Source organism: Enterobacter sp. T1-1 (assembly GCF_000710795.1).
In the GTDB taxonomy this organism is placed as follows: domain Bacteria; phylum Pseudomonadota; class Gammaproteobacteria; order Enterobacterales; family Enterobacteriaceae; genus Enterobacter; species Enterobacter cloacae.
Map to the genome: position 1 here is coordinate 78,942 of NZ_JALW01000001.1, position 14,551 is coordinate 93,492.

14 protein-coding genes are annotated in these 14,551 nt (G+C 56.0%); 1 reads left to right on the plus strand and 13 read right to left on the minus strand.

Annotated features, from left to right (window positions below):
* Positions 1–9: 9 nt before the first annotated feature.
* The 11 genes from argT to pdxB all read right to left on the minus strand — a co-directional run bounded on the left by argT (position 10) and on the right by pdxB (position 10,800).
* Positions 10–792 (minus strand): lysine/arginine/ornithine ABC transporter substrate-binding protein ArgT, encoded by a 783-nt coding sequence (gene argT, locus AK59_RS0100355; RefSeq protein ID WP_013098132.1) that lies wholly within the window; start codon positions 790–792, stop codon positions 10–12.
* Between the two features lie 290 nt (positions 793–1,082).
* Positions 1,083–1,652, minus strand: a complete 570-nt coding sequence (locus AK59_RS0100360) for a UbiX family flavin prenyltransferase (protein ID WP_020690624.1) — start codon at positions 1,650–1,652, stop codon at positions 1,083–1,085.
* A 90-nt stretch (positions 1,653–1,742) separates the two neighbouring features.
* A complete protein-coding gene (purF, locus tag AK59_RS0100365; protein WP_014832786.1) occupies positions 1,743–3,260 on the minus strand; it encodes an amidophosphoribosyltransferase in 1,518 nt (505 codons plus the stop codon).
* A 36-nt stretch (positions 3,261–3,296) separates the two neighbouring features.
* Positions 3,297–3,785, minus strand: coding sequence for a colicin V production protein (cvpA, locus tag AK59_RS0100370; RefSeq protein ID WP_000262116.1), 489 nt, complete (start codon positions 3,783–3,785; stop codon positions 3,297–3,299).
* 213 nt (positions 3,786–3,998) lie between these two features.
* Positions 3,999–4,694: a cell division protein DedD gene (gene dedD, locus AK59_RS0100375; RefSeq protein WP_029881740.1), complete on the minus strand. Its 696-nt coding sequence runs from the start codon at positions 4,692–4,694 to the stop codon at positions 3,999–4,001.
* Positions 4,684–5,952 (minus strand): bifunctional tetrahydrofolate synthase/dihydrofolate synthase, encoded by a 1,269-nt coding sequence (gene folC / locus AK59_RS0100380; protein ID WP_029881741.1) that lies wholly within the window; start codon positions 5,950–5,952, stop codon positions 4,684–4,686. Before folC ends, dedD begins: the two co-directional genes overlap by 11 nt.
* Positions 5,953–6,022: 70 nt before the next feature.
* Positions 6,023–6,928 (minus strand): acetyl-CoA carboxylase, carboxyltransferase subunit beta, encoded by a 906-nt coding sequence (gene accD, locus AK59_RS0100385; RefSeq protein WP_013098138.1) that lies wholly within the window; start codon positions 6,926–6,928, stop codon positions 6,023–6,025.
* 154 nt (positions 6,929–7,082) lie between these two features.
* Positions 7,083–7,742, minus strand: coding sequence for a DedA family protein (locus AK59_RS0100390; RefSeq protein WP_013098139.1), 660 nt, complete (start codon positions 7,740–7,742; stop codon positions 7,083–7,085).
* A 28-nt stretch (positions 7,743–7,770) separates the two neighbouring features.
* Positions 7,771–8,583: a tRNA pseudouridine(38-40) synthase TruA gene (gene truA / locus AK59_RS0100395; RefSeq protein ID WP_013098140.1), complete on the minus strand. Its 813-nt coding sequence runs from the start codon at positions 8,581–8,583 to the stop codon at positions 7,771–7,773.
* Complete coding sequence (locus tag AK59_RS0100400) at positions 8,583–9,596, minus strand: aspartate-semialdehyde dehydrogenase (protein WP_013098141.1); 1,014 nt, start codon at positions 9,594–9,596, stop codon at positions 8,583–8,585. The genes truA and AK59_RS0100400 overlap by 1 nt, the downstream gene beginning before the upstream one ends.
* Positions 9,597–9,663: 67 nt before the next feature.
* On the minus strand, positions 9,664–10,800 hold the full coding sequence (pdxB, locus tag AK59_RS0100405; RefSeq protein ID WP_029881742.1) for a 4-phosphoerythronate dehydrogenase PdxB: 1,137 nt from the start codon (positions 10,798–10,800) through the stop codon (positions 9,664–9,666).
* 113 nt (positions 10,801–10,913) lie between these two features.
* Here pdxB and flk point away from each other — a divergent pair, with 113 nt between their 5' ends.
* Positions 10,914–11,918, plus strand: a complete 1,005-nt coding sequence (gene flk / locus AK59_RS0100410) for a flagella biosynthesis regulator Flk (protein WP_029881743.1) — start codon at positions 10,914–10,916, stop codon at positions 11,916–11,918.
* Between the two features lie 90 nt (positions 11,919–12,008).
* Here flk and AK59_RS0100415 read toward each other — a convergent pair whose 3' ends face one another.
* Together AK59_RS0100415 and fabB are read right to left on the minus strand one after the other, a co-directional pair.
* Complete coding sequence (locus AK59_RS0100415; RefSeq protein ID WP_029881744.1) at positions 12,009–13,187, minus strand: MFS transporter; 1,179 nt, start codon at positions 13,185–13,187, stop codon at positions 12,009–12,011.
* A 68-nt stretch (positions 13,188–13,255) separates the two neighbouring features.
* Positions 13,256–14,473 (minus strand): beta-ketoacyl-ACP synthase I, encoded by a 1,218-nt coding sequence (gene fabB, locus AK59_RS0100420; protein WP_013098145.1) that lies wholly within the window; start codon positions 14,471–14,473, stop codon positions 13,256–13,258.
* Positions 14,474–14,551: the final 78 nt, after the last annotated feature.

Genomic DNA, 14,551 nt, shown 5'->3' on the forward strand with positions numbered 1-14,551 from the left:
CATCGAGTATCAATCACCGTAGACGTTGAAGTCGAAGTATTTCTTCGCCAGTTTGTCGTAGGTACCGTCTTTGCGCAGTTCTGCAAACGCTTTGTCGAAGGCGGCTTTCAGCTCGGTATCATCTTTACGCAGGCCAATACCGGTGCCGTCACCAAAGTATTTTTTGTCTTTCACGGACGGGCCAGCAAAGGCGTAGTCTTTACCTGCCGGCTGTTTCAGGAAGCCTTCACTTGCGGCAACCTCATCCTGGAATGCCGCATCCAGACGACCGGCCGCCAGGTCAGAATAAATCAGATCCTGGTTCTGGTAAGCCACCACGTCAACGCCCTTCTCACGCCAGTTTGCATTGGCATAACCTTCCTGAGTCGACCCCTGCAGCACGCCGACATGCTTGCCTTTCAGGGAGTCAATGGTTGGCTGAATGGGGGAGCCTTTTGCCGCAATCAGACGGGAATCCGCGGCGTAGAGCTTGTCAGAGAAGGCAATCTCCTGCTGACGTTTTTCGGTGATGGAAAGAGAAGAGATAATGGCGTCGATTTTCTTGGCTTTCAGCGACGGAATTAACGCGTCAAAGTCGCTGCCCACCCATGTGCATTTCACCGCAATGCGTTTGCACATCTCATTACCCAGATCGATATCAAACCCTACGAAATCGCCTTTCGCATCCTTGGAAGAGAATGGCGCGTAGGTTGCGTCTGTACCGATACGCACTGTCTGTGGAAGCGCTGCGTAGCTACCTGCTGCTGCACTTAACCCCACCAGCAAAGACAGAGCCAGAACCGTCTTCTTCATACATTTACCCTCAAGTACCGTGATTTTATTATGTATTGTGTTGTGTGTTGTGTTGCAGGCTTCTCTTGCAGGTCTTATGCCACATTGCCGTCGGGTCAAAACTTCGACGTTAAATATGTTAATAAAACGTTGCGATATTGCCTTAATGGTGAAAGATAGCAGGTCTGCCGAACGAACCGGAAAGAGAAAAAGGGAAAAAACGAATTAAATGTCGAGGATATGATCGCCGTTGCAATTTTGCCCTGAAACAGGGCATCGTCTCTGTTCATGCACGCTGTTTGTGCACAGAATCAGGCGCCCTGCCAGCGGGTGAAGAGGTCTTCGGGCAGGTCGATATCAAACTGATCCAGCACGCGGTTCACTGTCTGATTAATCACGTCATCGAGCGAGGCCGGACGATGATAAAACGCCGGCACCGGCGGCATGATCACCGCGCCCAGTTCAGCGGCCTGGGTCATTAAACGCAGATGCCCCAGATGCAGCGGCGTTTCGCGCACGCAAAGCACCAGAGGACGACGCTCCTTCAGCACCACGTCCGCCGCACGCGTCACCAGCGTGTCGGTATAGCTGTTAACAATGCCGGAGAGGGTCTTTATTGAACAGGGCAATATCACCATGCCCGCGGTTTTAAACGAGCCGGAGGAGATGCTGGCAGCGATATCGCGGGCATCGTGTACGACATCCGCCAGCGCCTGGACATCGCGCAGGGAGAGATCGGTTTCGAGGGAGAGGGTCTGACGCGCCGCCTGGCTCATCACCAGATGGGTTTCGACTTCCGCTACGTCACGCAGCACCTGCAACAGACGCACGCCGTAGATCGCGCCACTGGCGCCGCTAAGCCCAACAATGAGTCGTTTCATGATTTTCGCCCTTACTTATTTCAGGGCAGACTGTGCAGGATTTTGCGGGGAGTTGCAAGTGAGGGCGAAGGCCCTCACTTGCCTGCACAATTAACCTTCGTTGTGCATCTCTAAGCTTTCGAGATCGTTTTGCAGCTGGACGGCTTTCGCATCGTCGTTGCGCAGCGAATCGAGATAGTCCAGATACTGCTGATCAACATCTTTGGTGACGTAAACCCCGTTAAACACGGAACATTCAAACTGCTGAATATCCGGGTTCTCGGCGCGCACCGCGTCGATAAGATCGTTCAGATCCTGGAAAATCAGGCCATCGGCACCGATGATCTGGCGAATCTCGTCCACTTCACGGCCGTGGGCAATCAGCTCGTTCGCGGTAGGCATATCAATGCCATACACGTTCGGGAAGCGAATCTCTGGCGCCGCAGAGGCCAGATACACTTTCTTCGCACCGGCTTCACGCGCCATCTCGATAATCTGCTCTGAGGTGGTGCCACGTACAATGGAGTCATCCACCAGCAGCACGTTCTTGTCGCGGAACTCAGCACGGTTAGCGTTCAGTTTACGACGCACGGACTTACGGCGCAGCTGCTGACCCGGCATGATAAAGGTACGGCCAACGTAGCGGTTCTTCACGAAGCCCTGACGGTATGGCTTATCCAGGATGCGGGCGATTTCCAGCGCGATATCACAGGACGTTTCCGGGATAGGAATGACCACGTCGATGTCCAGATCGTCCCACTCGCGGGCAATCTTCTCACCCAGCTTGGTTCCCATGTTCACGCGGGCGCTGTAGACGGAGATCTTATCGATAAACGAGTCCGGACGGGCGAAATACACGTATTCGAACAGGCACGGGTTGCTGACCGGGTTGTCTGCACACTGGCGGGTAAACAGCTGGCCCTTCTCAGTGATATAGACCGCTTCGCCAGGGGCTACATCACGCAAGAATTCGAAGCCCAGGGTGTCCAGCGCCACGCTTTCAGAGGCAACCATATATTCGGTACGGCCATCACCCAGGTCACGCTTACCAAGCACCAGCGGGCGGATACCGTTTGGATCGCGGAAGGCGACCATTCCGTGACCAATAATCATCGCCACGCAGGCATAGGCACCGCGGATCTGGCGGTTTGTCGCAGCAACGGCGGCAAAGATATTGTCTGCTTCCAGCGGATAGTGGCGGAAGTTATCCAGCTCGCTCGCGAACACGTTGAGCAGGATTTCTGAATCAGAGGTGGTGTTAATGTGGCGACGTTTCTCTTCAAACAGCTTTTTACGCAGCTCATGCGCGTTGGTCAGGTTGCCGTTGTGAGCAAGCGTGATGCCATACGGTGAGTTGACGTAGAAAGGCTGTGCCTCAGAGGCGCTGGAACTGCCAGCAGTAGGATAACGAACGTGACCGATCCCCATATTACCTTGCAGACGCTGCATATGGCGGGCTTCAAACACATCGTTTACCAGGCCATTCGCCTTACGTAAACGGAAGCAGTTGTTTGCATCAATGGTGATGATACCCGCAGCATCCTGCCCACGGTGCTGAAGCACCGTTAACGCGTCATAAATCGACTGGTTTACCGGCATGAAACCGGCGATACCGACAATACCGCACATTCGTCTTTTCCTCGTTAAGCCACATCTCAGAGCGGGTTACGCTCTGGGCAAGAAACTCGACGAGCTTTGCAGATAGTCAAAGAACCACCTGATGATGAAGCTGAACTCTGGAATGAGCTGCGATTTCTGCCAGTCTTCACTTTTGGAGAACCCGGTAAAGGTATCCAGGAAGAACAGTATCGCGGCCACAATCAGCACGCCTCGTAATGCCCCGAAACAGATCCCGAGCACCCTGTCCGTTCCTGACAGACCGGTTTTCTCGACCAGCTGACCTATCACGTAATTTACGATAGCGCCGACAATCAGCGTCGCGATAAACAGCACCGCGATGGCGATTCCATTTCGGACCAGTTCATCTTCAAAGCCCGTGAACCAGACAGACAGGTAAGTGTAGTAATGACTGGCAACAAAGAAAGCACAACCCCAAGTCACCAGCGATAACGCTTCACGAACAAAGCCACGGATCAGGCTAACCAGACAGGAAAAACCAATCACCGCAATGATGGCGTAATCAATCCAGACCATATGTGTCCCACGATTTAACGCCCTGTCATCCAGTTCGGGGCGAATTCTAACAGAAAAAGAAAACGTTTGCGTAGGGATTTCCTTCCCGCGCGTAAATAAAAAAGGCGCTGAAAAAATGTTCAACGCCGTTGGCTTATTACGTCTCTTTGGACGTCTGCCACTCCCCCTCACCCTCTCCCCTTTGAGAAGAGGGCCGGGGTGAGGGGAACCTTATCAATTGGCGCTGTAGTTCATCACCACACCGCTCAGGCCAGAGATCTGCTTCAGCTCACCGAGCGAGCCTTTGAGCTTATCCTTAGACGCTTCTGGCCCCACAAGGATACGGGTGATTTTACCCTGCACCGGCGTGGAAGGTGAAGTGTAAACGCGATAACCCGCACTGCGCAGCTTACCCACTACCTCATTGACCTTATCGGCATTTTTCAGCGCACCCAACTGTACAACGTAGGCTTTACCCGTCGGTGCAGCCTCTTGCTGGGTCGGTTTTGCCGCAGGCGGCGTCTCTGAAGCCGCGGCCAGCTGTTCTGCTGCTTTATCCCGCTGCGGTTTCGGCTGTGTTTTTTCCACCGGCTTCGGTTTTTCAACCGGTTTCGGCTGCTCTACCGGCACCGGATCGATTTCGATGTTGTTATTCGCCGCCAGACGAGACGGATCGAGGGACGGCGCGGCCGCATCCCCGGCACGCACTTCTTCAGCCGCCCCTTCCGGCGGCTGAGCAGGCAGCGCCTGGGTCGCCGCAGGCAGCATATCCGGTTCGTCGCGATCGCCCGGCTTCGGCACCAGCGGAATGGCTGCAAATTCATCCTGGTAATGCTTTTTCTGCCCGTCGAGCAGACCCGGGAGGATAATCACCCCGAGCGCGACCAGCACAATGGTTCCTGTTAAACGGTTCTGAAACTTACTCGCCACCGGTTCTCCCCGCGTCCATCACTTCCATGACATGTGCCACCGTGTGGAACGAACCACACACCAGCACGGTATCTTCTGGTTTAGCATCCGCCATCGCGGCTTGCCAGGCCTGAGCCACGCTATTGTAGATTGCGCCTTTGCCGAGATGTTCCAGTAACTGCTCGGCCGTCGCACCGCGCGGCCCCTCCAGAGGAGCACAATACCAGCTATCGACCACACTCTCCATGCAGGCCAGCGTACCGCCGATATCTTTATCATGAAGCATACCGATAACCGCCAGCACGCGCCCGGTTTTTGGTAACGATTTGAGACGCGCGGCGAGATACGCCGCAGCATGCGGGTTATGTGCGACATCCAGTATCAGCCGCGGAGCGTCGCTGACAATCTGAAAACGCCCGGGCAGAATCGCATTCTGAATACCGTCGCGGATGGCCTGTTCGCTCACCGCCAGCCCGCTTGCGCGCAGTGCCGCCAGGGCGGTGGCGGCATTAGGTTGCGGTACCTGCGGCAGGGGCAGATTTTCCAGCGTTCCCTGCGCATCGCGATAGCGCCAGCCGTTGTTCTGAACCTCATACTGCCAGTCCACACCCTGGCGCAGCAGGTGAGCGCCCTTCTCTTTTGCCACGTCGGCAATAGTGTGCGGCATATCCGGCTCGCCAACCACCGCAGGCTTATTCGTGCGGAAAATACCGGCCTTCTCACGGCCAATACTTTCGCGATCGGGGCCCAGCCAGTCGGTATGATCCAGGGCAATGCTGGTGACCACCGCCACATCGGCATCCACCATATTGGTGGCATCCAGACGCCCGCCGAGGCCCACTTCCAGAATCACCACGTCCAGTTGCGCCTGTTTAAACAGCCACAGTGCCGACAGGGTGCCGTATTCGAAATAGGTTAATGAGATCTCACCGCGCGCCGCTTCAATTTCCGCGAACGACGCGGTATGCGCAGACTCTGGCAGTTCGCTGTTTTGTACGCGAACCCGCTCGGTATAACGTACCAGGTGCGGAGAGCTGTAGACACCAACCTTGTAACCGGCAGCCATCAGGACAGCTTCCAGCGTACGGCAGGTGGTGCCTTTACCGTTGGTTCCGGCGACGGTAAAAACAAACGGCGCAGGTTTCAGCACATCGAGACGCGCAGCAACCTGGCTTACGCGTTCAAGCCCCATATCAATGGTTTTACTGTGCAGGTTTTCCAGATAAGAAAGCCACGTGGCCAGGGGCGACGTGGCTTGGGGAATGCTTTTATTTTCCATGATGCCCGGTTGTCATTAACAGTTTATAAAGCAAAAGGGCAGCGCCAACCGGCCCTGCCCTTTTCAGTTATCAGGCCTCGGGTTCCTGATCCGGTACTACCACACCTTCGCGCGGCTCATCCGGGTTCGGCGCCGGCAGATTCATCAGCTTCGCCAGGATGCTCGCCAGTTTCAGGCGCATTTCCGGGCGGCGGACGATCATGTCAATCGCGCCTTTCTCAATAAGGAACTCACTGCGCTGGAAGCCCGGCGGCAGTTTTTCACGTACGGTCTGCTCGATAACGCGAGGACCAGCAAAGCCGATCAGCGCTTTTGGCTCAGCGATGTTCAGATCGCCCAGCATCGCAAAGCTTGCAGAAACGCCACCCATGGTTGGGTCGGTCAGTACAGAGATGTACGGCAGACCGCGCTCCTGCATTTTAGCCAGCGCAGCAGAGGTTTTCGCCATCTGCATCAGGGACATCAGCGCTTCTTGCATACGTGCACCGCCAGAGGCGGAGAAGCAGATCAGCGGGCAGTTGTCTTCCAGCGCCTGCTCAACAGCACGCACAAAGCGCGCACCGACCACGGAACCCATTGAGCCACCCATAAAGGAGAACTCAAACGCGGCGGCCACTACCGGCATCTCGTGCAGGGTGCCTTTCATCACGACCAGCGCGTCTTTCTCGCCGGTCTCTTTCTGTGCAGAGGCCAGACGATCTTTATATTTTTTGGAATCACGGAACTTGAGCACATCTTTTGGCTCAAGCTCGCTACCCAGTTCTACCAGAGAACCTTCGTCCAGCAGGCTGTGCAGGCGATTACGCGCCGTCATGCGCATGTGGTGGTCACACTTCGGACACACCTCAAGATTGCGTTCCAGTTCTGCGCGATACAGAACCTGACCACAGCTATCACACTTCGTCCATACCCCTTCAGGAATGCTCGCTTTACGCGTTGGGGTAATGTTGCTTTTAATTCGTTCAATCCAGCTCATTGATAACCTTTCTGCCTGAACCTGGTCGTATGCCAGTTTTGCTGTAAGAGGCGAATAATGCCATTTTTGCCTCCAACAGACCATGAATGTTGCACATTAAAACATAACAGCCCGAAACTTTGGATAAAAAAGTGGTCGAACCGCCTGCGTGCATTTACTTCGCTTGCTTTGCTGCCGCGCGCTTGTGACGAATAATTTCGATAACACCCGGTAAAACAGAAAGCACAATAATCGCTACAATCAGTAACTTAAGGTTTTCCTGAACTACAGGGAGATCGCCAAACAGGTAGCCTGCATAGGTAAAGAGCAGCACCCACAGCAGCGCGCCAATGACGTTGTATGCCGCAAAATGACGATAGGACATGTGCCCCATTCCCGCCACAAATGGCGCAAATGTACGCACAATAGGCACAAAACGCGCAAGGATAATGGTTTTTCCACCGTGGCGCTCATAAAACGCATGGGTTTTATCTAAATAGCTACGACGGAATATTTTTGAGTCCGGATTGCTGAATAAGCGCTCACCGAAGACCCGTCCAATTGTGTAGTTGACCGCGTCACCGACAATTGCGGCGATCACCATCAGCACCACCATTATGTGCACATTCAAATCGTTGCCAGGCAGCGCAGATAACGCCCCCGCGACGAACAGCAGCGAATCCCCCGGCAGAAATGGCGTGACTACCAGACCGGTTTCACAGAACAGAATGAGGAACAGAATGGCATACACCCAGACGCCATACTGCGCGACCAGCTCCGCCAGGTGAACATCAATATGCAGAATGAAATCAATCAGAAAACGTATTACGTCCATATTGTCTAAGCCTTAATTGCACCTTTGTTTAGTCCGCCAGGAACAGCGGGCCCATTGGCGGTTTTGGCAGGTCAAACCGGTCCGGATAGTCCACCGAGACCAGATACAGCCCTTCCGCTTTCGCCGTTGCTGCCGCAAGCGTTCTGTCCTTCGCTGCCAGCAGTTCTGCAATCCAGCTCTCCGGCTGGTGTCCGGCGCCCACTTCCATCAGGCTGCCCACAATATTCCGCACCATATGATGTACAAAGGCATTGGCTTTGATATCCACCACCACATACGCGCCAAAACGGCTGACATTTATGTGCATGACGTTACGCCACGGCGTGCGGGACTGACACTGCACCGCACGGAACGAGGTAAAGTCATTTTCACCAATCAGACACTGCGCCGCACGATGCATACGTTCTGCATCCAGCGGTTCATAAAAATGCGTCACGCCCTGGCTTAACACCGCCGGACGAAGACGCTGATTGTAGATGACATAGCGATAACGGCGCGCAGTGGCGCTGAAACGCGCATGAAAATCATCCGGCACAGCTTTCACCCAGCGCACCGCAATGTCACCAGGTAAATTCGCATTTACACCCAACGTCCAGGCAGCGTCCTTGCGCACGGCGGTGGTTTCAAAGTGAACCACCTGCCCCGTTCCGTGGACACCGGCGTCAGTGCGTCCTGCACACAGCACGTTAATCGGTTCGTTCGCCACCTGAGAGAGCGCTTTCTCCAGTTTTTCCTGGACACTGCGCACCTCATTTTGACGCTGCCAGCCATAATATTTACTGCCGTCGTACTCGATACCGAGGGCGACTTTATGAACCGGCTTTTGTTCCACGTCTGACATCAGTACAGATACTCCTGCACCAGTTTTTCAGCGATTTTGACCGCCATCAGCGCGCCGCCGAAGCGCACGTTATCGGCTACGGACCAGAACTGAACCTGCTCCGGCATACCGTAATCATTCCGTACGCAGCCCACCGAGAGGTGTGCGCTGCCGGTGGCATCGCCAACCTGCGTCGGGAATTCACTCTCTTCGGAGAGCACAATGTCTTCACCGCGGCCGAACGCATCACGCGCTTCTTCTGCGGCCAGCGGACGCAGGGCTTCGAAACCTACCATCTGCGCATGACCGTAAAAGACCGGCGACTGCACGACGTTTGCGGAGATCATCAGCCCCTCGTCCTGCAGAATTTTGCGCGCTTCGTCGACGATACGGCGCTCTTCACGCACGGAGCCTTCACGATCCGGCAGCAGCGGCAGCATATTGAATGCCAGCTGACGGCCGAAGAAATCGTCTTCGTCAATCGGGATGCCGTTCAGGAGCTTCGCACTCTGTCCGGCCAGCGCGTCGACGGCCTTTTTGCCTTGCGCAGAAGCGGAAAGCAGGCTGGTCACGGTGATACGCGACAGACCGCCATCGTCGATTAAAGGTTTAAGAGCGGTCAGCAGCTGGCTGGTCAGGCTATTGGGAACCGCAATGATATTGCGGTTACGGTAGTCGGCCAGGACAAACGGGTTCACGTCCGGCACCACCAGCGGGACATCCGGCTCCATCGAGAACAGGCCGCTCAGATCGATCACCAGACAGCCAGAATTCGTCGCGTCTTCAATGTACGACGCGGTGGCTTCAGCACCTGCCGCAAAAAAGGCCAGCTGCGCCTGCGTCCAGTCGAATTCGGCGGCATCCTGAACCATGACGGATTTGCCGCCAAAACGCAGATGCTCACCGGCGCTGTCAGTGCGCGCCAGTGCATAGATATCACCCACCGGGAACTGACGCTCAGCAAGGGTTTCGAGCAGGGCTTCACCCACGGCACCCGTGGCACCTAAAATGGCAATGTTCCAGCCTTCAGACATGGTGGTTTACTCCAGAAATAAAAAAGCGTCCCTGTCGGAGTATCCAACAGGGAGCGTTAAGAAGACATTAATGCGCCGGGTGATGAACGGCGTTAAAACCCAGTTTATGCAGCAGCGCTGCCGCCGCCGCGTCATCGCACATGACATACAGAGAAGACCATTCACGGCGCTCAACGTAATTCTTGCGCAGCTTGTCAAAGTCCCCCGGGATCCCCGCCACTTTACGCAGCAGCGCATCATCGCGGCGCACATCATACACCAAATGAACCAGCCTTTTCAGCGTTGCCTGATCGAGCGGGCCATGCAGGGTAATGCGGCCAAATTCAGGCGCGGGGAGTAAAGTGTCCAGCGCCACCTGCTGCGGACGGCCAATAAAGGCGCTATAGGCCTCAAAGACCTGGGTGGTGCCACGGGCCTTTCCTTCGAGCGTGTAACCCGCTATATGCGCGGTTGCAACGTCGACCTTGTTCAGCAGCGCAACGTTGAGATCGGGCTCCGGCTCCCAGACGTCCAGCACCACGCTGAGATCCTGCCCCTCTTCCAGACATTTCAGCAACGCGGCGTTATCGACGACCGGGCCACGACAGGCATTTATCAGAATAGTGCCAGCCTTCAGACGACGGATCAGCGCCTCGTCAGCAAGATGGAGCGTCTTATAGGCCCCCTCTTTGAAGAGGGGCGTATGGAATGTGATGACGTCACATGCTTCAACCAGTTCATCCAGGGGGCGGAAGTCGCCTTCATCACCGTTGTCTTTACGCGGCGGATCACACAGCAGGGTGCGAATGCCTAACGCCTCAAGGCGTTTTTGCAGGCGTCCTCCCACGTTGCCCACCCCGACAATGCCTACGGTGCGGTCTTTCAGCGCAAAACCGTCGCGCTCTGCCAGCATCAGCAGAGAAGAGAAAACGTATTCCACTACCGCAATGGCGTTACAGCCAGGCGCGGCGGAAAACCCGATCCCCGCCTGCTTAAGCCATTTGTCATCCACATGATCCGTCCCGGCCGTTGCGGTTCCGACGAATTTAATCGCTTTGCCGGAGAGCAACGCCTCATTTACTTTGGTCACCGAGCGCACCATCAGGGCATCGGCATCATCCAGCTCGTTTACCGGAATGGGTCGACCAGGGACAGCCTTAACATTACCAAGGCGGCTAAAGAGCTCGCGGGCGTAAGGCATATTTTCATCAACGAGGATTTTCACGTCTGAGTACCTGTTTGAGAGGAAGAAAACCTGCCAAGTGTGCCATAATCTGGCCGCCAGGCATATATGCATGCCGGGTTTACGCTGAGTTTTGACTTTAAGGATTTTTGACGATGCAGCCTATTTCAGGTACGCCACCACGCCCTCCGGGTGAAGGCCCTGTCACGCCAAACGTTGCAGGTGAACAACCGCTTTCCACGCAACAGCGCACCGTGCTGGAGCGCCTGATCACGCGCCTGATCGCGCTCACTTCACAGCAAAATGCGGAAGTCTGGGCCGGGGTAAAGCATGATTTAGGCGTCCGCAACGATGCACCGTTGCAGTCGCGCCACTTCCCTGCGGCCGAGCAAAATCTGAATCAGCGTATTACCACCGCACAGCAAAATCACACCACTCGCCAGATTGTCGCGCAACTGACCGAGCTGTTGGGCCAGGGCAACAACCGTCAGGCAGTCAGTGATTTCATTCGCCAGCAGTTTGGCCAGACCGCCCTGAGCCAGCTAACGCCAGACCAGTTGAAAACCGTGCTGACACTGCTGCAAACCAATCAGCTGACCATCCCGCAACCGCAACAGCGTCCGTCAACCGAGCGTCCGCTGCTGCCTGCTGAACACAATACGTTGAATCAGATGGTGACCAGGCTGGCCGCCGCCACCGGCGAATCAACAAAGCTCATCTGGCAGTCGATGCTCGAGCTTTCAGGCGTGAAGGCGGGCGAGCTGATCCCGGCCAAACAGTTTACGCATCTGGTCACCTGGCTACAGGCTCGCCAGACGCTGAGCACCCAAAGTACCCCTACCCTGCATACGCTACAGGCGGCACTGAAGCAGCCGCTGGAGCCGCATGAATTTGAGGTGATTAGGGATTACGCCCAGCAGACCTGGCAGGCCACGCCGCAAACGGTACTGACCACCGCGCAGGTGCAAGATTTGCTGAATCAGATCTTTATTCGCCGCGCCGAGCGCGAAGGCGGCGTACCGGAAGTCAGGGATATTCAGCCGATCTACAGCCCGCTGTTTGCGCCGGTGGTGGAGACCTTCAGAACCCTCTCTGCGCGTCCGGGATTGCTGTTTATTGCGTTACTGATTGCGCTGGCGATTTTCTGGCTGGTTGCCTGATGTTTTGCCCGGTGGCGCTGCGCTTACCGGGCCTACAACGACCCGAACCGTAGGCCGGGTAAGGCGAAGCCGCCACCCGGCGACAACGGCTCAAGGCCTGCGAAACGCCACCAGCGTCACAACAATCCCCACCACCGCTGAAACGGCTCCCGCAAGGAAGACAGAGGGATAGCCAAACGACGTGGCCAGGAGCCCCGCCAGCGGTCCGGTGACACCGTATGAGATGTCCTGAAACGCCGCATAACCGCCCAACGCCGTACCGCGCACCTGTGGCGCGACGCGTTTTACCACCTCAACCCCCAGCGCCGGGAAGATCAGGGAACAGCCGCAGCCGGTCAGTGCCGCTCCGAGAAGGGCAACGGAGGCCACAGGGGCATACCACAGCAGCAGCAAACCGAGGGTCTCAATCACCAGCGACGCCACGGCCACCTTCACGCCACCAAAGCGATCCGGCATCCAGCCGAACATAACGCGCATCAGGACAAACGCACCACCAAAGGCGGTTAGCGTAAAGCCCGCCATCGCCCAGCCGCGGCTCATAAAGTACAGCGAAACGAATGTCCCAATCACCGCGAAGCCCACGCCCTGTAGCGCCAGCCCCAGCCCCGGCTGCCAGATTTGACCTATTACGCTCCACAGGGAAGGACGCTCACCTTTATGGGCAGGTACTTTGCGCACCGAGCCATTAAACGCCCATGCCAGCAGCGGTAACAGCATGGTGGTGGCCGCCAGCGCGGCAAAACCGAACTGGCTGTGGATCAACAGCCCCAGCGGCGCACCTGCCGCGAGTGCGCCATAGATAGCCATACCGTTCCAGGACATCACTTTGCCCGAGCGCGCTGGGCCTACCAGCCCCATTCCCCAGGTCAGGGTGCCGGTCAGCAGCTGGCTTTCACCAAAGCCGAGAATCAAACGTCCCACCACCAGCAGGGCAAATTTATACGCTGCGTCGACCGGCAGAAGCGCGGCAAGCAGCCACGCTGCGCCCGCCAGCCCGCAGGCAAACATGCCCTGCAGCGCTGAGCGTTTGGCACCGTGCTGGTCCGCCAGACGCCCGGCGTAGCCGCGGGTTAATACGGTAGCTAAAAACTGAATACCCACGGCGATGCCAACCAGGGTATTGCCGTAGCCCAGCTCCTGGTGAACAAACAGCGGGATAACAGGCAGCGGCAGGCCAACGGTCATGTAGGTCAGAAATACCGCAAAGGCGATACGGAAAAGGGAAAGATTCCCGGAAGGGGTACTCTTCTCAGGGATAACGGCCTTCATGCGTAACTCCGTGTTCAGGCATAAAAAAAGGGAGCCTCGCGGCTCCCTTCTACTATACCTTCAAACGCTTACGCTTTCAGCTTGCGCATCACCAGCGTGGCGTTGGTGCCGCCAAAACCGAAGCTGTTGGACATCACGGTCGTCAGCTCACGTTCGGTGGTTTCGGTCACGATGTTCAGGCCCGCTGCCTGCTCGTCCATCTCTTCGATGTTGATGCTTGGCGCGATAAAGCCATTTTCCAGCATCAGCAGAGAGTAGATTGCTTCCTGCACGCCAGCTGCACCCAGAGAGTGACCGGTCATGGCTTTGGTCGCGGAGATTGCCGGGCTGTTGTCGCCGAAGACTTCACGGATCGCACCCAGTTCTTTCACATCGCCTACCGGCGTAGAAGTCCCGTGGGAGTTCAGGTAGTCGATTGGGGTATCAACGCCGTGCATCGCCATCTTCATGCAGCGCACCGCGCCTTCGCCGGATGGAGCAACCATGTCAGCGCCGTCAGACGTTGCACCGTAGCCCACGATCTCAGCGTAGATGTGCGCGCCACGTGCCAGAGCGTGTTCCAGCTCTTCAACCACAACCATACCGCCGCCGCCTGCGATAACAAAACCGTCACGGTGCGCATCATAGGTACGGGATGCTTTAGCCGGGGTTTCATTGTATTTGGTAGACAGGGCACCCATTGCGTCGAATTCACAAGCCATTTCCCAGCCCAGCTCTTCGCCGCCGCCAGCAAATACGATGTCCTGTTTACCCAGTTGGATCTGCTCAACAGCATTACCGATGCAGTGTGCGGACGTCGCACATGCAGAGCTGATGGAGTAGTTCACACCGTGAATTTTGAATGGGGTTGCCAGGCACGCGGAGACCGCAGAACCCATGGCTTTGGTTACCACGTACGGACCTACTGCTTTCAGACCACGCGGGCTACGCATGGCGTCAGCACCGAATACCTGCGCTTTGGATGAACCACCGGAACCGGCAATCAGACCCACGCGCGGGTTGTTCTGGTAAACCTCTTCGCTCAGGCCAGAATCTTTGATCGCTTCCTGCATGGAGAGATAAGCATAAATAGAGGCATCGTTCATGAAACGAACCACTTTACGGTCAATCAAACCGGTGGTGTCCAGTTTGACGTTACCCCATACGTGGCTACGCATACCTGAATCTTTAAACTCTTCAGAGAAAGTGATCCCGGAGCGTCCTTCACGCAGAGATGCCAGGACTTCCTGCTGGTTATTACCGATGCTGGAAACAATGCCCAGGCCAGTAATCACTGCACGTTTCATTCAATACCTCTGTAAGTCGCACTATAGTAAGTTTCGAGTCGCACAATAGCGTACACTTGTACGCCGAACAAGTCCGAT

What these genes read in the sequence shown, in the direction of transcription:
- argT (WP_013098132.1), bottom strand. Translation starts at nt 792, where the DNA reads ATGAAGAAGACGGTTCTGGCTCTGTCTTTGCTGGTGGGGTTAAGTGCA.
- AK59_RS0100360 (WP_020690624.1), bottom strand. Translation starts at nt 1,652, where the DNA reads ATGAAACGACTCATTGTTGGGCTTAGCGGCGCCAGTGGCGCGATCTAC.
- purF (WP_014832786.1), bottom strand. Translation starts at nt 3,260, where the DNA reads ATGTGCGGTATTGTCGGTATCGCCGGTTTCATGCCGGTAAACCAGTCG.
- cvpA (WP_000262116.1), bottom strand. Translation starts at nt 3,785, where the DNA reads ATGGTCTGGATTGATTACGCCATCATTGCGGTGATTGGTTTTTCCTGT.
- folC (WP_029881741.1), bottom strand. Translation starts at nt 5,952, where the DNA reads ATGGAAAATAAAAGCATTCCCCAAGCCACGTCGCCCCTGGCCACGTGG.
- accD (WP_013098138.1), bottom strand. Translation starts at nt 6,928, where the DNA reads ATGAGCTGGATTGAACGAATTAAAAGCAACATTACCCCAACGCGTAAA.
- AK59_RS0100390 (WP_013098139.1), bottom strand. Translation starts at nt 7,742, where the DNA reads ATGGACGTAATACGTTTTCTGATTGATTTCATTCTGCATATTGATGTT.
- truA (WP_013098140.1), bottom strand. Translation starts at nt 8,583, where the DNA reads ATGTCAGACGTGGAACAAAAGCCGGTTCATAAAGTCGCCCTCGGTATC.
- AK59_RS0100400 (WP_013098141.1), bottom strand. Translation starts at nt 9,596, where the DNA reads ATGTCTGAAGGCTGGAACATTGCCATTTTAGGTGCCACGGGTGCCGTG.
- flk (WP_029881743.1), top strand. Translation starts at nt 10,914, where the DNA reads ATGCAGCCTATTTCAGGTACGCCACCACGCCCTCCGGGTGAAGGCCCT.
- AK59_RS0100415 (WP_029881744.1), bottom strand. Translation starts at nt 13,187, where the DNA reads ATGAAGGCCGTTATCCCTGAGAAGAGTACCCCTTCCGGGAATCTTTCC.
- fabB (WP_013098145.1), bottom strand. Translation starts at nt 14,473, where the DNA reads ATGAAACGTGCAGTGATTACTGGCCTGGGCATTGTTTCCAGCATCGGT.